This window comes from Agrobacterium sp. FDAARGOS_525 (assembly GCF_003938925.1).
Lineage (GTDB): Bacteria > Pseudomonadota > Alphaproteobacteria > Rhizobiales > Rhizobiaceae > Agrobacterium > Agrobacterium pusense.
Window position 1 is genome coordinate 1,459,654 of the sequence record NZ_RKIU01000003.1, and the last position, 17,539, is coordinate 1,477,192.

The 17,539-nt window shown below is 58.0% G+C and carries 16 protein-coding genes; 12 read left to right on the forward strand and 4 right to left on the reverse strand.

Annotated elements, in window-relative coordinates; translation table 11 throughout:
* Positions 1-249: 249 nt before the first annotated feature.
* From EGT36_RS08330 to EGT36_RS08355, 6 genes are all read left to right on the forward strand, one after another.
* Positions 250-1,296 (forward strand): ABC transporter ATP-binding protein, encoded by a 1,047-nt coding sequence (locus tag EGT36_RS08330; protein ID WP_125270239.1) that lies wholly within the window; start codon positions 250-252, stop codon positions 1,294-1,296.
* Between the two features lie 153 nt (positions 1,297-1,449).
* A complete protein-coding gene (locus EGT36_RS08335; RefSeq protein WP_125270240.1) occupies positions 1,450-2,466 on the forward strand; it encodes a Fe(3+) ABC transporter substrate-binding protein in 1,017 nt (338 codons plus the stop codon).
* A 72-nt stretch (positions 2,467-2,538) separates the two neighbouring features.
* Positions 2,539-4,215, forward strand: a complete 1,677-nt coding sequence (locus tag EGT36_RS08340) for an ABC transporter permease (RefSeq protein ID WP_037089363.1) — start codon at positions 2,539-2,541, stop codon at positions 4,213-4,215.
* Positions 4,216-4,374: 159 nt separating this feature from the next.
* Positions 4,375-6,582 (forward strand): TonB-dependent siderophore receptor, encoded by a 2,208-nt coding sequence (locus tag EGT36_RS08345; RefSeq protein ID WP_169692048.1) that lies wholly within the window; start codon positions 4,375-4,377, stop codon positions 6,580-6,582.
* A 109-nt stretch (positions 6,583-6,691) separates the two neighbouring features.
* Positions 6,692-7,573 carry a helix-turn-helix domain-containing protein gene (locus EGT36_RS08350; protein ID WP_037089359.1) on the forward strand — a complete coding sequence of 294 codons (882 nt, stop codon included), beginning with the start codon at positions 6,692-6,694 and terminating at the stop codon, positions 7,571-7,573.
* A gap of 123 nt (positions 7,574-7,696) precedes the next feature.
* Positions 7,697-8,089 (forward strand): PRC-barrel domain-containing protein, encoded by a 393-nt coding sequence (locus EGT36_RS08355; RefSeq protein ID WP_004439734.1) that lies wholly within the window; start codon positions 7,697-7,699, stop codon positions 8,087-8,089.
* 99 nt (positions 8,090-8,188) lie between these two features.
* On the opposite strand, the gene EGT36_RS08360 is transcribed toward EGT36_RS08355, so the two are convergent.
* From EGT36_RS08360 to EGT36_RS08370, 3 genes are all read right to left on the reverse strand, one after another.
* The gene (locus EGT36_RS08360; RefSeq protein ID WP_006698942.1) at positions 8,189-8,431 is read right to left on the reverse strand and encodes a DUF982 domain-containing protein; all 243 of its coding nucleotides are present in this window, start codon (positions 8,429-8,431) and stop codon (positions 8,189-8,191) included.
* A 317-nt stretch (positions 8,432-8,748) separates the two neighbouring features.
* Complete coding sequence (locus EGT36_RS08365; protein ID WP_004439740.1) at positions 8,749-8,907, reverse strand: YqaE/Pmp3 family membrane protein; 159 nt, start codon at positions 8,905-8,907, stop codon at positions 8,749-8,751.
* A gap of 538 nt (positions 8,908-9,445) precedes the next feature.
* Positions 9,446-9,691, reverse strand: coding sequence for a hypothetical protein (locus EGT36_RS08370; RefSeq protein WP_125270241.1), 246 nt, complete (start codon positions 9,689-9,691; stop codon positions 9,446-9,448).
* Positions 9,692-9,943: 252 nt separating this feature from the next.
* Here EGT36_RS08370 and istA point away from each other — a divergent pair, with 252 nt between their 5' ends.
* Positions 9,944-11,443, forward strand: a complete 1,500-nt coding sequence (gene istA / locus EGT36_RS08375; RefSeq protein ID WP_052821263.1) for an IS21 family transposase — start codon at positions 9,944-9,946, stop codon at positions 11,441-11,443.
* A 1-nt stretch (position 11,444) separates the two neighbouring features.
* Entirely contained in the window at positions 11,445-12,179 is a 735-nt protein-coding gene (istB, locus tag EGT36_RS08380; protein WP_003501246.1) for an IS21-like element helper ATPase IstB, read from the forward strand.
* Between the two features lie 182 nt (positions 12,180-12,361).
* Here the strand turns inward: istB and EGT36_RS08385 are convergent, their stop codons facing one another.
* Complete coding sequence (locus tag EGT36_RS08385) at positions 12,362-13,234, reverse strand: LysR substrate-binding domain-containing protein (protein ID WP_052114314.1); 873 nt, start codon at positions 13,232-13,234, stop codon at positions 12,362-12,364.
* A 184-nt stretch (positions 13,235-13,418) separates the two neighbouring features.
* Here EGT36_RS08385 and EGT36_RS08390 point away from each other — a divergent pair, with 184 nt between their 5' ends.
* The 4 genes from EGT36_RS08390 to EGT36_RS08405 are packed head-to-tail and all read left to right on the forward strand — an operon-like array spanning position 13,419 to position 17,479.
* A complete protein-coding gene (locus EGT36_RS08390; RefSeq protein WP_333630014.1) occupies positions 13,419-14,483 on the forward strand; it encodes an ABC transporter ATP-binding protein in 1,065 nt (354 codons plus the stop codon).
* Positions 14,480-15,361 (forward strand): carbohydrate ABC transporter permease, encoded by an 882-nt coding sequence (locus EGT36_RS08395; protein ID WP_037093917.1) that lies wholly within the window; start codon positions 14,480-14,482, stop codon positions 15,359-15,361. Before EGT36_RS08390 ends, EGT36_RS08395 begins: the two co-directional genes overlap by 4 nt.
* On the forward strand, positions 15,358-16,188 hold the full coding sequence (locus EGT36_RS08400) for a carbohydrate ABC transporter permease (protein WP_037093916.1): 831 nt from the start codon (positions 15,358-15,360) through the stop codon (positions 16,186-16,188). The genes EGT36_RS08395 and EGT36_RS08400 overlap by 4 nt, the downstream gene beginning before the upstream one ends.
* A gap of 37 nt (positions 16,189-16,225) precedes the next feature.
* Positions 16,226-17,479 (forward strand): ABC transporter substrate-binding protein, encoded by a 1,254-nt coding sequence (locus EGT36_RS08405; protein WP_037093913.1) that lies wholly within the window; start codon positions 16,226-16,228, stop codon positions 17,477-17,479.
* Positions 17,480-17,539: the final 60 nt, after the last annotated feature.

A 17,539-nucleotide genomic window follows, 5' to 3' on the forward strand; every position in this document is an offset into this window, starting at 1 on the left:
CCGGCGTGAGGGAACCACTTGTGACGTCACCGGATCGACTGCTCCTCCCGCTCCCCGGTGACGAATGATAGACGCGTAATCCCTTGACGTCCATCTTATCGGCGAAACCTATTTAACTCTAACGTAAACGTCAATATTGCTGCCGCACATCTCGCCAACTCGTGATGGAAACGCATTTTCCCGGTCTTTTTTGACTTTAATCCTGATTTGAGCGATCAACATAATTCGCAAAGCAGGGCAGGATTAAAAATGGCAGGCAGCGCAGCGCTAGAACTGAAATCGGTGGGCAAGAAATTCGGTGATACGGATGTATTGTCCGACATCGATCTGTCCGTCGAAAGCGGTGAGATCATTTGCCTTGTAGGGCGCTCCGGCTGCGGAAAATCAACCTTGCTGCGTATCATCGCAGGCGTGGAGACACCCGATAAAGGCAGCGTTTCCCTGAACGGCGCTGTCGTGGCCGGGTCTGGAGCTTTCATCGAGCCCGAAAAGCGCAATATCGGTTTCGTATTTCAGGATTATGCGCTCTTCCCGCATCTTACCGTCGAGCAGAACGTCATGTTCGGCCTCCGCTCGCTGCCGAAAGCGCAGGCCCGGGCGCGCACTGCCGAGATGATCGAACACGTGCATCTCAAGGAACTTGCGAAACGCTATCCGCATACGCTGTCGGGCGGTGAGCAGCAGCGCGTCGCGCTTGCACGTGCACTCGCCCCGCAGCCTGGCCTTCTGCTGATGGACGAGCCCTTTTCCAATCTGGACAGGGGATTGCGTGACGATGTGCGCGAAGAGACGCTCGGTCTTCTACGCCAGCTGGGCACGACGGCAATCATGGTTACCCACGATCCAGAAGAAGCGCTTTCGGCGGGCGATCGCGTGATTCTGATGCAGCGCGGACGGATCGTGCAAAGCGGCACGGGTTACGAAATCCACGACCATCCCAAGACCCGCTATGCCGCTGATTTTTTCTGCGCCTTCAACAAGATTGAAGGACGGGTAAGGCAGGGTCGTGTGGAAACGCCGCTTGGCCTGCTGGGGGATGCCTCCGATCTGCCCGATGGCCTCGCGGCGGTTGCCTATGTTCGGCCCAATGCGATTTCGATTATCGAAGACACCGCGAAAGAAGGTATCGCTGGCGAAATATCGAGCCGGGTCTTCCTGGGGGAGATCGAACAGCTCGGCATCGCCGTGCCCGGATTACCAGCTGATCTTCGCGTCAGAACAATGCAGCGTACAGCCGCCAAGACGCGGGCGATACGCTTCGGAATTGATCCGAAGGGCGTGCTGATATTTACCTGAAGTTGAATGAGCTCATTTGCATGTTCATTTTCTCCCCGTTTTCAACTGTTGGTGATCAAAAGGCGGCGGAAAATGGCGAAATAAAACTTGATTTGTATCATCATGTATGATGTCTGCTCCCCCTATTGCCGTTATCGGAGAGGGAGACAAAACATGAAGAAATTTACCGGGTTCGCCCTGCTTGCCAGCACGGTTGCCTTTGCAGCCGGCGCAGCCAATACCGCTGAACTCAATATCTATACCACCCGCGAGCCCGGCCTCATTCAGCCCCTCCTGGACTCCTTCACCGCTTCGAGCGGCGTGAAGGTCAATACCGTGTTTTTGAAGGACGGCCTTGCGGAGCGTGTGCTGAGCGAAGGCGCGAGTTCGCCGGCTGACGTTCTGATGACGGTGGACGCCGGCAATCTTGTCGATCTCGCTGAAAAGGGCGTAACGCAGGCGGTCGAATCCGAGACCCTGAGCAAGGCCATCCCCGCTGAGCTGCGCGATGCCAAGGGTCACTGGTTCGCGCTTTCCATGCGAGCCCGCGTTCTGTATGCAGCCAAGGATCTCGATCTCGCTTCCTTCAATTATGAAGATCTCGCTGATGCGAAGTGGAAGGGCAAGGTCTGCATTCGCGCCGGACAGCATCCCTACAATACGGCGCTGTTTGCGGACTACATCGCCCATTATGGCGCTGAAGACACCGAGAAGTGGCTTGCCGGAGTCAAGGAAAACCTCGCCCGCAAGGCAGGTGGCGGTGACCGCGATGTCGCCAAGGACATCCTCGGCGGCATTTGCGATATCGGTATCGCCAACTCCTATTATGTCGGCCTGATGCGCTCGGGCAAGGGCGGCGAGGAGCAGGTGAAGTGGGGCGACGCCATCAAGGTGGTTCTGCCGACCTTCAAGAATGGCGGCACGCAGGTCAATATCAGCGGCGCAGCCGTGGCGAAGAATGCGCCGAACAAGGCGGAAGCTGTCAAGCTTCTGGAATATCTCGTTTCCGACGAAGCTCAGAAGATCTATGCCGAGGCCAACTACGAATATCCGGTCAAGCAGGGCGCGGCTCTCAACGAGATCGTCGCTTCGTTCGGCACGCTGAAGATCGATAACAAGCCGCTGACGGAAATCGTATCGCATCGCAAGCAGGCGAGCGAGCTGGTCGACAAGGTCGGTTTCGACAAGTAAAGGCCAATCAGCGATAACATGTGAAAGGCGTTCGCAATTGCGGGCGCCTTTCCGCGTATTTTCCAGAAGCACATGAACCCAGACGCCACCCAGCCATTGTCACCTCGTGCCCGAGCCAGATTTTCATCCTCCTTCTGGTGGCTGTGCCTTTCAGTGCTGGCGGTTTGCAGCGCCATGGTTCCGGTTATGGCGCTTGTCTCGCAGGCGTTGCAGGGTTCTGATGGCCTTTGGTCGCATCTGGGCTCAACCGTGCTCTGGACGGCGCTTCCGGATACGGCGATCCTTCTTGCCGGTGTCGGGCTGCTGGCAGGTATCGTCGGAACCTGTGCCGCCTGGCTGGTCACCGCCTATGATTTTCCCGGCCGCAAAATATTGGAATGGGCGCTGCTGCTGCCGCTGGCCATGCCCACCTATATCGTCGCTTACGCCTATCTGGATATTCTGCATCCCATCGGGCCTGTGCAGGGCGCGATCCGCTGGCTGCTCGGCTATTCCAGCCCGCGTGAATTCCGTCTTCCGGACATAAGGTCCATGACCGGATGCATCGTCCTTCTCGGCTTCGTGCTGTTTCCCTATGTCTATATTCCCGTGCGCGCCATGTTCCTCACGCAGGCAGGCAACCTGCTGGAAGCGGCGCGCACGCTCGGAGTCTCCAGACGTGCGGCTTTCTTCAAGGTAGCGGTGCCGCTGGCGCGCCCGGCGATTGCGGTCGGCGTCAGCCTTGCCTTGATGGAAGCGCTGAACGATATCGGCGCGTCCGAATTTCTTGGCGTCCGCACACTCACCGTCTCCGTCTACACCACCTGGGTCACGAAATCCGACCTGCCGGGTGCGGCGCAGATTGCGCTTTCCATGCTGTTCATCGTTGTCGCCCTCGTGGCGCTTGAGCGCTGGGCGCGACGCAAGCAGCGCTACGCGGTCTCTGCGCAGAAAAGCAGGCAACTGGAGCCGCTGCGGCTCAATGGCCTGAAGGGTTGGGCCGCTTTCTTGTCGGGCAGCTTGCCGGTCCTGATCGGTTTTATGGCGCCAGCCAGCTATCTCGTCACCGAGGCATGGAAACGGTTTCGTTTCAACGGATTGTCCCCCCGTTTTGCCGATGAGGCCCTGAACACCATCGTCTTTGCCGGGGTGGCGACGGTGATCACCCTCATTCTCGGCCTTGTCGTCGCTTACGCCATGCGCCTTGCGCCGGGCCGCCTGTCGCTCTGGTCCTATCGTCTTTCGACGGTGGGATATGCCGCCCCCGGAACGGTCATCGCCATCGGCGTCCTGATCGCGCTCGGCGGCTTTGACCGCTTTGTCGACGAGACCATGCGCGACTGGTTCGGCATATCGACAGGCCTCATCTTCATCGGCAGTGGCGCCGCGCTGATCTACGCCTATTCCGCACGTTTCCTTACCATTGCCGCTGGTGGGGTGGATGCTGGCCTCAGCCGCATCCCGCAGTCCTTCGATCACGCCTCGCGAACGCTCGGGCGATCCGCAACGCAGACATTCCGACACGTCCATCTTCCGCTTTCCAAGGCCTCACTTGCGGCTGCGGCACTGCTGATCTTCGTGGATTGCGTCAAGGAGCTTCCCGCTACGCTCCTGTTGAGGCCGCTCAATTTCGAAACCTTTGCCACCCATCTTTATGGCGAAGCGGCGCGTGGCACCTACGAGGAGGCGGCCATCGCAGCCTTGGCAATCGTCGTCATCGGCATGCTTCCGGTCATGCAACTTGCAAGGATCGGCCGGCGCAAGAGCTGACATCGAAGCTCCGCCGGATAAATTGCGGGCGCAAAATTGTGCGAGAGGCCAATAAGCTTCAAATCCACCCAGAAAACGACAAGCATCGTGCCTTAATCCTGATGTAAATACTCAGCTTAATTGAGGTGCTGCGACCCTTGGGATATCAATATGGTCGCGATGTTTTCGGGGCATATCTTGAAAAATTTGCATGGGATGTTTTTGCGCCATCTGGCTTTGGGAACGGCTGCCGTAGTTTTGCTGGCGCCCGCGATGGTGCATGCGCAGGACACAACCGTCCTTCAGCAGATTACCGTTGACGGGCAGGGCGCGGAAAACGCAACCGGTCCCGTCCGGGGCTACGTCGCGAAGAAAAGCGCGACGGGTTCAAAAACCGAGACGGAAACCAGAGATATTCCGCAATCCGTATCGGTCGTCGGCCGCCAGGAAATGAACGATCGCGGCGCGGTGACGAAGATCGACGAGGTGCTGCGGTATACCCCTGGCGTGACGGCGGAGCCCTTTGGCACGGATCCGGATACGGACTGGTTTTACATTCGCGGTTTTCAGGCCACCCAGACTGGGGTGTTTTTGGATGGGCTGAACCTGTTCAGTTACGGTTTCGGCGGTTTCCAGATGGATGCCTATGGTCTGGAGCGGGTTGAAGTCCTGAAGGGGCCTGCGTCGGTGCTCTACGGCGGCGCCAATCCCGGTGGCATCGTTGAGATGATCCGCAAGCGCACCCAGGAGGAACGCGTTCGCGAAACGGAAATCGGCATCAATAATTTCGGCAACGCTTTCTTCGGTTTCGATCTCGGCGACAAGGTGGATGATGAGGGCGTATGGAAATACCGCGTTACCGGCAAGGTCTCGGGCGGCGACAACTATACGAATTACTCCGAGGATTTGCGCGGCTTCATCATGCCGCAAGTCACTTTCGAGCCGGATGCGCAGACAAGCGCCACGCTCTATGGGTATTTTTCGGCGCTTGACCAGGTGCATGTGGGCAACGGTTTCCTGCCTTATGTCGGCACCGTGGCCGACGCGCCCTTCGGCAAGCTCAACCGTGAAGCCTTTTATGGTGAGCCGGACCTTGATAACGGCCGCGTCTATCAATCGATGGTGGGCTACGAGGTCAGCCATGAATTCGACAATGGCTGGAAGATCAGTCAGAACGCCCGTTATGGGCATCTGTACAAGCACGAGACCGGGCCCTATCCCGGCGGCTGGGCAAATGCCGATGCCAACGGCCAGCCGAGACTCGATCCGATCACCAAGGACTATATGCTGACCCGCTTCGGTTACGACGGCGTGTCGAAGCTTGATAGCTTCGGTGTGGATAACCGAGTGGAAGGCCAGTTCGATACCGGCGCTGTCAGCCATTCACTGCTCTTTGGTCTGGACTATAAATATTACCGGCTGGATCAGGTGCAGGCCTGCTGCGGCTCGAATGCGATCGGCGCGCTCAATCCGGTTTACGGTTCGGCGCAGGGAACGAATTTCGTTTATGCCGATAATATCGTGACCCAACAGCAGATCGGCATTTATGCGCAGGACCAGCTGCGGTTCGGAGATGGCTGGCTTGTGACGCTGAATGGCCGTTACGACTATGTCGATACGGAGCTGAACAACAGATTGCCGACGGGCCTGTCCCGCCGCTCCAATGACGACGCGCTGAGCGGCCGCGCCGGCCTTGCCTACGAATTCGACAATGGCCTGACGCCCTACGTCTCCGCCGCCACCTTCTTTAATCCGCTTATCGATACGCTTGCAGACGGCACACCCGCCGTGCCGGAACAAGGCCACCAGTTCGAAGCCGGCATCAAATACGAGCCGACGTTGTTCGATGGCAGCATCACCGCCTCGGTCTTCAAGCTGGTCAAGGATAATGCTATCGTGTCCTATACGGCGGGTGGGGTGACCACCAGCGGCCAGTTCGGACAGGTCGAATCCACCGGCTTCGAGCTGGAGGCCAAAGCCAATCTCAATGAAAACTGGAAGGCACTTGCCTCCTATTCCTACACCGATATCGACATTACCCGCGACGCCAATCCAAATCTCATTGGCAAATCGCCATGGATCGTGCCCGCCCATACCGCTTCGCTGTGGCTGGACTATGCTTTCACCACGGATACACTTGACGGATTGAGCATCGGCGGTGGTGTGCGGTATCAGGGCAAATCCTGGGCGGATGCGGCGAATACATTGCGCGTTCCTGACGCCGCTGTTTTCGATGCCGCGGTCCGTTACCAGAAGGACGACTGGACCGCATCCATCAACGTCGCCAATGTCTTCGACAAGGAATACGTCAAGGGCTGCGCCGGTATCTCCGTCTGCGGCTGGGGTGACAGCCGAACCATCACCTTCAAGCTTTCCAAGAAGTGGTAAGGCCTGGTCAAAGGCGGCAGTTGCGGGAAAATTGGTTTGCCACTATAAACATGAATAAACTTATCATGTTATAGTGGCGCCAGGGCGCGCCCTGCGGGATCGAGAAGCCATGGCTTTCCGCGTGCGGATGGAAAATGAGATCGACGGTTTTGCCGTTATAGGCGGCCCGCGCTCAAGGGTCTGGAACGGCATCGTTGCCGATCTCTGGGACGTGCGTTGTGCACCGAAAGCAGGTGGACGTTATGTCGGCAAGGACCCGCGTTTTGTTTTTCTGCTGGAGATGGATGGAAAGGATGATGGCAGGTTCGTCATGAACGGCTGCCGCCGCGGAAAGTATACCGCCTCCGAGGTGAACCGTATTTCCTTCGTGCCTGCCGATCTGGATGTGCATGCGGAGTTGAGCAACGTTTCCTTCCTCCGCCACCTCGATCTGCACTTCGACGCTGGACTGCTGGGGGCTCGGTTGGTGCAGGGTTTCGATCCGCACGGTTTGCTCGACCCGCATCTGATGTTCGAGGATGAGCGCCTGCTGGCGCTGGCGCGGTTGATCGCTGCCGAATGCGACAATCCCGATCCGCTGCACGATCTCTATGGCGAAAGCCTCGTGCTGGCGCTGCTGACGGATTTTCTGAAAGTGAGGCGGGAGCCGGTCAAAAAGCGTAGCAAGCTCGCCGCCTGGCAATTGAGGGCGGCGACGGATTATATTCGCGAACATTGCCTTCGGTCGATCCGTCTGGAGGAACTTGCGGAACTTACAAACCTGTCGCAATCCCATTTCAGCCATGCCTTCAAGGCCTCCACCGGCGTCCCGCCGCACCAGTGGCAGATGCAGGCGCGTATTGATCGGGTCAAGGATCTGATGATGCGAACCGAGATGGCGCTTACCGACATTGCCATCGCAGCCGGATTTTCCGATCAGGCGCACTTCTCCCGCGTCTTTCGAAAGATGGTCGGGGTGTCCCCCTCGGTCTGGCAGAGGAGCCGCCAGTAACTTCCTTTTGTTCCGTTCTTTCTCCAAAAAATTCCCTGATGGCATCTGAAACGCACCGGAACGATTTCTCCGGCGACGGGTTTACAGACGTGACCCATTGAGGAAATCAAGGAGGAAACTATCATGTTGCATCAGGAACCCCGCGCCGGCCAGGACCCCTATGTGAAGGACACGCCCAGCCTCATCGCCAGCGACAAGGTGGAAGGCACCCGCGTTTACGGCGCCGACGGCAAGCATATCGGCTCGATCCAGCGCATCATTCTTGAGAAGCGCGGCGGCCGCGTTGCCTATGCGGTATTGAGCTTCGGCGGTTTTCTCGGCATTGGCGACGATTACTATCCGCTGCCGTGGGAAAAGCTGCATTACGACGAAGAGCTCGACGGCTACCGCATCGACCTGACAAAGGAACAGATTGAAAATGCCCCGCATTTCGCCAATCTCGATGATGACGAATTGCTGAACGCAAGGGATCGTAAGGTCTACGACTATTACGGCGTCGCCCCTTACTGGATGTAAGGCGAATAATCTTGCCAACGGGCATTGTGGCGTTTTCAGCTGATCTTCAGCCGGAAAAGCCTGACAAAAACGGCTCCCGAAGGAGCCGTTTTTTCTGCATTAATGTGGGTTCTTCTGCATGTCGGAAACCGCATCTGTGAAGCACTTACGCGCTTCCTCCGGCGATTTTCGCCCGTCAAGTGCAGCGCGGCAGGCACTTCTGGCTCTCACGAAACTCAATCCGCGCCGATTTGGCCAGCCTTCGGTCAACAATGTCAGTGCTTCGAATGGGCCGGCGACGACACTTTTGCCGTTCGCATCCAGATTGACCTCAACAGGCTCTGTCCATCTCTCGTTCTTCATCGTGCACCTCCCAGAGCAACGCGATCCCGAAACAAACCCGACAGCGGAGCAACCCATGAACGCTGTCCTGTGTCACTACCGCCTAGGATAAGCGCTAGCAATGGAATTGACAACGGTGATCAGCGGAAGCCGAAAAACGAAAGGATCGCCAGGACGATAACGACGAGGCCGACGATGTAGATGATCTGGTTCATGATTTTCTCCTTGTCTATGTCATCACCATAACGTGAAGGAGAAGATGCGGTTCCAGAAGCACATGATAATTTAATCACGTGCTAAAAAATTGCGGACATTCCATCGTCACGCGATGCGGAACGTCACCTCCGCACGATCACCCAGATCGCGTGTATGATGCCGGGCACATAACCGCACAGCGTCAGAAGAATGTTGAGCCAGAAGTGCAGCCCCAGTCCGACCTGGAGAAATACACCAACCGGCGGCAGGATGATGGCGATGAGAATACGAATGACGTCCACGATGACAGGCTTTCCGGTTGACTGTTGACCAGCCGGAGAACGTGTGTGGGGCGGTTTGGTTTCACTTAAGCACGGACGTGCTTTTTGGGATGGATTTTTGTTTGAAAATGGTGCCGCTTACGTGACTCGAACACGTGACCCCATCATTACGAAGGTTGGGGTCTTAAGCTAGAAACCCCAGAAGTCTGGGATTCTCGTCACCGCTAACTGCTCCTGATTCCCGCTGTTTCACGCTGTTTCCGGAGATATCCGGAGACGTGGTCTTCTGTTATTCGGGATAGGCGATCCGCGCAAGGTTCCGCGGACCGTCCCATTCAAGCCGCATATGGGCGAGCAAATTCCGGCCGATAAGCACTTGGTCCTGCTTTCCAAACTGTGCGGAAAGTACCTTTGTCCGGAACAGCCTCTCGCCAGGGAGCCAGACTTCGGCTTCATACACCTTTGATACGACTGGAGCGCTGTTGGGGCCGCCGGTCGTGATTCCTTCGTCGAGGGGCTTGGCACCGGTTCCGATAAGAATCCGTTCGTCGACGTAAGTTTAATCCGCACCAGTGTCTATGAGAGCTGTCAGGTTCTGGACCGGCTTGCCGTTGAAGACGATGGTAGTTGGTGATCGTAGCCCAGTCTTCTGGAAGTCGCCGGGAGCGACACCGACAGCAGTCCACTCGTTGTTGAACGAGCGACCCTGCACACTGGGTGTCTTAGTTCGGTCGACATCCTGGACTTCGACAAATGTGGGGTCGAATTTACCGAAGGCCGCATACCGGAGCGGGGTGGTAACCATCTGCTGCGATCGCTACACCCCCGACCGCTACGCCCAACAGAAATGTAGCAGTACCTTGCCATACGTTCATAAGCTTCATGCAGCTTTCTTCTGTGCGAGTTTGTCTATCTGCTGACGGCGTGCAGTCCGTCGCGCATTGTGATTAGGCATGGAATAAGGACCCCGCACATGGGGTGATCGGCGTCCAAACGGGACCCCCATTTGCAATGGGGTTACAACAGCCTCCGGTTTCATCGGAGGCTTTTTGTTCGGATGCTTATTGTGGAAACAATTCTGAAGATACGGCGGCTAGCCCATGTTCAGGGCAAGTCGATCAAGGCGATCTGCCGGGAGTTGGGCATATCGCGGAAAGTGGTGCGGAAGGTTTTGCGCACCGATGAGACGGAGTTCAAATACGAACGGACCCGTCAACCTCAGCCGAAGCTCGGCCCCTGGCGCGGTCAGCTCGATGGAATGCTCCTCGCCAATGAGGCCAAATCTTCTCGCGAACGGCTGACACTGATCCGGATATTCGAGGACTTGCGCGACCTCGGCTACGAGGGCGGTTACGACACAGTCCGGCGTTACGCCCGAACATGGGCGAAGGAGCGCGGGTCCGTGACGGCGCAAGCCTATGTGCCGCTCTATTACGCGCCGGGCGAGGCCTACCAGTTCGACTGGAGCCACGAGATTGTCGTGCTGAACGGCGTGACGACGACGGTGAAGGTTGCGCATATCCGGCTCTGCCACAGCCGGATGATGTATGTGAGAGCCTATCCGCGCGAGACGCAAGAGATGGTCTTCGACGCCCATGACAGGGCGTTCGCTTTCTTCGGCGGGGCCTGCACGCGCGGCATCTATGATAATATGAAGACCGCGGTGGAGACGGTCTTCGTCGGCAAGGAACGGCAATACAATCGCCGCTTCCTACAGATGTGCAGCCATTACCTGATCGAACCGGTGGCCTGCACGCCGGCGTCGGGGTGGGAGAAAGGCCAGGTCGAGAACCAGGTCAATCTGGTGCGCGAACGCTTCTTCACGCCGCGACTGCGCTTCAAATCCTACGATGAACTGAATGGCTGGTTGCTGGACAAGTGCATCAGTTACGCCCGCGCTCATAAGCACGTCGATCAGACGGAGCGCACGATCTGGGAGGTGTTCGATGCGGAGCGGCCGCACCTGGTCGGCTATCCCGGCAAATTCGACGGCTTCCACGCTGTGCAGGCCTCGATCGGCAAGACCTGCCTCGTGCGTTTCGACAACAACAAATACTCGGTACTGTCTACGGCAGTCGGCCGCCCTGCCGAGATACATGCCTATGCAGATCGCATCGTCATCCGGCAGGATGGCGTGGAAATCGGCCAACACGATCGCTGCTTCGGCCGTGGCGAGACGATCTATAATCCCTGGCATTACGTGCCGGTCCTGACCCGCAAACCGGGAGCACTGCGCAACGGTGCGCCGTTCCACGACTGGGTTTTGCCCGCCGCCATGGAGAAGGTGCGCCGCCGGCTGAAGGCAATGCATGACGGCGACCGGCAGATGGTGTCGATCCTCGAATGCGTGGGCCTGGACGGGCTCCCCGCCGTCGAAGCGGCCTGCCAGGAGGCGATCGATCAGGGCGTGTTCTCGGCCGCCGTCATCATCAACATTCTGGCCCGCAAGCGTGATCCGCAGCCGGCCGCCATCCTTTCCATCCCCGATGCGCTTCGCCTGACCCATGAGCCTCTGGCCGACTGCGCCCGTTACGACAGCCTGAGGAGGGCAAGCTGATATGGAACGATCCCAAATCCTCGACATGATGGGCACGCTGAAGCTGTTCGGCATGCGTAGCGCCTATGACGAGATCATGGCCTCCGGCATCAAGCGACAGCACGAACCGCCGCGCATCGTCGGTGACCTGCTTCAGTCGGAGATCGCCGAGAAGCAAGCGCGCTCCATCAAATACCAGATCACCGTCGCCAAGCTGCCGCTGGCCAAGGACATCGACGACTTCGACTTCACCGACACGCCGGTCAACGAAGGCCTGGTGCGCCAACTCGCAACCGGGGCCTTCCTCGCCGAGCAGCACAATATCGTTCTGGTCGGCGGAACCGGCACGGGAAAGTCTCACCTGTCCATCGCCCTTGCTCGTGCTCTGATCCGCAATGGCGCACGCGGCCGCTTCTTCAACGTCGTCGACCTCGTCAATCGGCTCGAGACGGAGGCACGTAGCGGCAAACAGGGACGGCTGGCCGACTTCATCACCAGGCTCGACTTCGTCATCATGGACGAACTGGGCTATCTCCCATTTGCCCAGGCGGGCGGCCAGCTCCTCTTCCACCTCATCAGCAGGCTCTACGAGCGGACGTCCATCATCGTCACGACGAACCTGGCCTTCGGCGAGTGGCCGGCCGTATTCGGCGACGCCAAGATGACCGCCGCTCTGCTCGACAGGCTCACCCACCATTGCGAGATCGTGGAAACCGGGAACGAATCCTGGCGCTTTAAAAACCGCTCTCAAAGCTAAAGCCGAAAAGACAAACAACCCGCGCCCGCAGGCCCTTGCGCTAAATGGAGAGCCCCGGGCCTACGCGCGCTGACCCGATGCAACTAGAGGCAGGGGTCCCTTTTGGGAGCCGATAAGGGGTCCCGTTACGACGCCGATTGACAGGGAATCCCCACGAGAGTCACATTCACTGAAGGTTGGTATTATTCCACCAGCGCCATCAGTGCCCGAACTTCGTGCCGTCTCATGTTCCGGGTCAAGCATGCGACGTGCTCAACGTAAACGTCGTTCAGCTCCATTATGGGCAGGCGGACAACGTTGCTTTCTGCCCGGCTGACCGCCAGTTCGAACATGAATCCTATTCCCAGTCCTTGGTGCACTGCCTCGTAGACCGCCTCACGCTCGCCGAGTGAGAGAGCTGGCTCAAGGTTTACGCCAGACTTCCTTATTGCCATGTTCAGCGCCGATTGCGTGAGAGATTGGTCGTTGCGAAAAATGAGTGGCTGATCGGCAAGTTCATGCAGCGAAAGGGGCTTGCCTCGCTTTGCCAGCGGGTGCCCGGCAGGCACCAGCGCGACCGCTCGCTGCTCCATGTACGGAATGCGCGTCAGGCTATCGTCGTCCGGTACGCCTGTCAGGATGATCGCGTCGCATTGTTGCTCATAAAGTGCCGTCGTGACCCGATGCCAGTTACCAAAATTGGCGGTAACCCGGACACCGGGGTAACGGCGCCTGAACTCGGAAATCAGCGCCATTGCCGGATTCGGAGCGCCGCACATGATGTTGAGTTCACCCGTCTTCAACGCGCTCGATGCACCCAGGATATCGGCGGCTACAGCCTCTATAACATGCAACTCTTGTGTCTCCTGAAACAAGCTCTTGGCGAGTGGCGTCATCCTTGCACCGTCCCCCCTGCGCTCGAATAACAGCACGCCGTAGCTCTGTTCCAAAGCTTTGACCTGCGCCGTTATGGCAGGCTGACTGAGGCCGAGGCGACGCGCGGCAGACGAGAAACTGCCTTCCTTTGCAACCGCATTGAATGCTCGCAACTGGGCATAGCTAAGCTTGGAACGCATTGAGCCTCACGAAAAATGAGAGGTGTCTACCTGATGGGCGGTATAACCTGAATTTATAATGCGTCATTGTAATGTAAAATCTATGAAGTATCTGGCCAGCCATTGAACACATTTTTTTGGGCCTTCCTTCATGGCAAGCGTAAACATCAGATCTGTCGTTAAGACATTCGGGGAGACCCATGTTTTGAAAAGGATCGATCTGGATATTCGGGACGGCGAGTTCATTTCCTTGGTTGGCCCGTCAGGCTGCGGAAAGTCCACTCTATTGCGCATCATTTCCGGCCTCGAACAGCAGAGCGGGGGCAGCATCCTACTAGATGGTGCAACTGTCGATAGGATCCGGCCACGCGACCGCGACCTCGCCATGGTGTTCCAGTCCTATGCACTGTATCCGCACCTGACGGTGGCGGAAAACATCGCCGTACCGCTCGTCATGCGCCGCCTGAACACCACTGAGCGGTCGCTCCTCGGCACTCTTCTGCCGTCGGCGAAGGCGAAGCGCAAGGAGATCGCAGGGGAAGTGGGCAGAGTTTGCGATGCCCTATCAATCTCTATGCTAAAGGACCGCAAGCCTGCTTCACTTTCAGGCGGCCAGCGCCAGCGTGTGGCACTTGCCCGCGCCATGGTGCGTAAACCGAGCGCCTTCCTGATGGACGAGCCGCTCTCGAATCTCGATGCCAAGATGCGGGTACAGGCGAGAGGCGAGATTGCCGCGCTCCACCGCCAATTGGGTTCGACCTTTATCTATGTCACCCACGATCAAGCCGAAGCGATGACCATGTCCGATCGTATCGCAGTGATGATGGGTGGCGAAATCCTGCAGGTGGATACGCCTGACCAGATCTACCAGATGCCCCTGGATCTTCGCGTCGCGGAGTTCATAGGTAGTCCCAAAATCAACGTTCTTCAGGCGGCTCTGACTGAAGGTGACGTCCTATCCTTCACCTTCGCCGATACCGCGAACAACCGGGTGCAGGCGGCTTTTCGTCCAGAGGCGGCTCGACTAGCAGGCATAGCCAACGCACCGCTTGCCGGCGTTATCCACCACATCGAAAATCTCGGCGCCGACCTCTTCGTCCAAGTCATGACCGCTGGCGGCAACCTCGTCGTTGTGCGCTGCGATCCGGGCGGCATCCGCCCAGCCATCGGCGACAAAGTGGGGATCGTGATGGATGAAGCGCGCCTGCATGTCTTCGGCACAGACAACCGGCGAATAGAAGGCAGCTACCGACTGGAGGCTCCCCTATGAGCCTTTCCGCCAGCCAAAACCGAGCAGGCCTTGCCCTCATCGCGCCGGCGTCCATCTTGGCAATCATCTTCCTGATTGCGCCGCTCTCCTCGATTCTTGTGCTGGCCTTTACCGACTATCAGCTCGGTGATCGCTCGCTGAGATTTATCGGTTTCGAAAATTTTCAAGCGCTGATCGATGACCCGGTCTTCTGGAAGTCGTTGAGCAATACGCTGATCTACTCTGCCGTCGTCGTGCCCGGCTCGATGCTGCTAGGCCTGGTCAGTGCGCTTCTGATCGACGCAGGAACCTCGTTACGATCCTTCTATCGCACCGCCTTTTTCATGCCGGTGATGGCGAGCCTGCTTGCCATGGCCATCGTCTGGGAGTTCATGCTGCACCCGAGCTTTGGCATCGTCAACACGACGGCGAAGGCCCTGGGATTTGCCTCGCACAACTGGCTCAAGGATGGCGACATCGCACTCTACGTGCTCGCGGTCATCGGCATCTGGCAAAGCTTCGGCTTCAACATGGTGCTCTTCATGGCCGGTCTTTCTGCCATCCCGCGCGATCTATACGACGCAGCCGAGCTAGACGGCACACCGCATGCCTGGGAGCGGTTCAGGCTGATCACCTGGCCACTGCTGGCACCTGTCGCCGTTTTCGTCGCCATCACCTCCGCCATCCGCTCTTTCCAGGTCTTCGACACGGTTCATGCACTCACTCAAGGAGGGCCGAACAAGGCGACCGAAGTGCTGCTCTACACGATCTATGCCGAAGGCTTCGAGTTCTTCCGCAGCAGTCACGCGGCGGCGATCACGATTGTCTTCATCCTGCTCGTCGTCAGCGTCAGCCTGCTGCGCTTCGTATCCCTCAAGAAGAATGGAGAAGGCGCATGACGGCTCGTTCCTTTGTAAGCTCGGCGCTTCGCCACACAGCACTGCTCTTGATTGCTGCCTTTGCCCTTCTGCCCTTCGCCGTGATGGTTTCGACCTCGATCAAGCCAGCCGACGAGATCTTTTCCGAAACGTTGCGCTGGTGGCCGCAAAAACTCGCCGTCATCGAGAATTATACGGAAGCATTTTCAGCAGCCCCGCTGATGCTCTATCTCATGAACGGCGTCGTCGTTACGGCAGCGATCTTTTTCCTGCAGGTGCTCGTCACGCTGCCGGCAGCCTATGCACTGGCCAAACTGCATTTTTTCGGTCGCCGTCTAGCCTTCGGTTTCGTGCTCTTCTGCTTGCTGATCCCCTATCAGGCAATTGCTGTGCCGCTGTTCATCCTACTGTACTACGTCGGCCTGCTCGACAGCTACAGCGCGCTGGTGTTGCCCTTCACGATTTCAGTGTTCGGCATCTTCCTGATGCGGCAGTTCTTCATGGGCGTTCCGGATGATCTGGTCGATGCGGCCCGTATGGATGGCATGTCTGAATTGTCGATCGTTTGGCGGGTCATGCTGCCGGCCGCCATCCCGGCGCTCACGGCCTTCGGCGTCTTCTCGATCGTCACTCACTGGAACGATTATTTCTGGCCTCTGGTCGCCGTATCAAGCGACAAGTACTTCACGCCGCCGCTCGGCGTCATGGCCTTCCGCAATGCCGAGGCCGGAAATGACTTTGGCCCGCTGATGGCGGCCGCGACCATCATTGTTGCCCCGCTTCTTTGCCTCTTCCTGCTGGCGCAACGACGGTTCATCGAAGGCATCGCCTTCACCGGCATCAAGTAGCAGTCCTCTCACCCCCCCAACCACCGGAGACTTGTCCATGAGAACGATCCTGACCGCCGCAGCCCTGTCCCTGATGGCATCCGCAGCGATGGCCGATACTACTACGATCACCGTGCAGTACGCCTATCCGGAACTGTTCGACACGACCCAGAAGGAGATGCTGGAAGCCTTCAGCAAGAAGCATCCCGACATCAAGGTTGAGTTCCGCACGCCCTACAAGGATTATGAGGACGCCGCCCAGCGCGTGCTGCGCGAAGGCATCACCGGTAATGTACCGGACGTCACCTTCCAAGGCCTCAATCGCGTACGCGTTCTTGCTGACAAGGAAATCGCCGTTCCGCTCGATGATTTCATCGCCAACGAAACGGACTTCGACGCCGCCGGCTATCATGACGGCATGCGCCAGGCCGGCGCCGTCGACGGCAAGGTTTACGGCCTTCCCTATGCCATCTCACTGCCGATCGTCTATTACAATATGGATCTCGTGAAGAAGGCCGGTCTCGACGAAAACAGCCTTCCCAAGACTTGGAACGATATCATCGCGCTCGCCAAGAAGATCGAGGCTCAGGGCGAGGCTGACGGTATCGAAACCGAATGGGCGATCACCGGAAACTGGCTGTGGCAGGCGCTGGTGTTTGCAAATGGGGGCACGATGCTCAATGAGGACGAAACCAAGGTCGCCTTCGACGGCGAGGCCGGCAAACAAGCGATCGGCACACTGGCACGTCTCGTGATCGAGGCGCAGTCGCCGAACATGACGCCGAACGAGATGCTGGCGGCTTTCTCCGCCGGCAAAATCGGTATGATGGTAACCACAACGGCTCGCGTCAATGCCGTCACCAAGCAGATCGGCGGCAAGTTCGAACTAAAGACCGGCAACTATCCGGATCTGAAAGAAGGCGTCTCGCGTCTGCCGGCCGGCGGCAATGTCGCGATAATCACGGCCAAAGACAAGGACAAGCAGAAGGCAGCATGGGAATTCCTGAAGTTCGCGACGGGCCCCGAAGGTGGCGCAATCATGGTCAAGACCACCGGGTACATGGCGCCGAACACCAAGGCGGCCGACCTCCTGAAAGATTTCTATGCCGAGAACCCGAACCAGGCGGTTGCTCTTTCCCAGCTACCCTATCTGACCGGCTGGTACGCGTTTCCCGGCGATAACGGCCTAAAGATCACAGACGTGATCAAGGACCGGTTGCAGTCGGTCATGGACGGCAGTCGCGCCGAGGAAGCCGAGGCGGTTCTCGCCGACATGGCAGCAGACACCCAGGCTCTCCTGCCGCGTCGCTGATCTGCCAACCTCCCGCTACGTGGCCAATCGGCCACGTAGCCTCACCATCAGGAAGGTCAC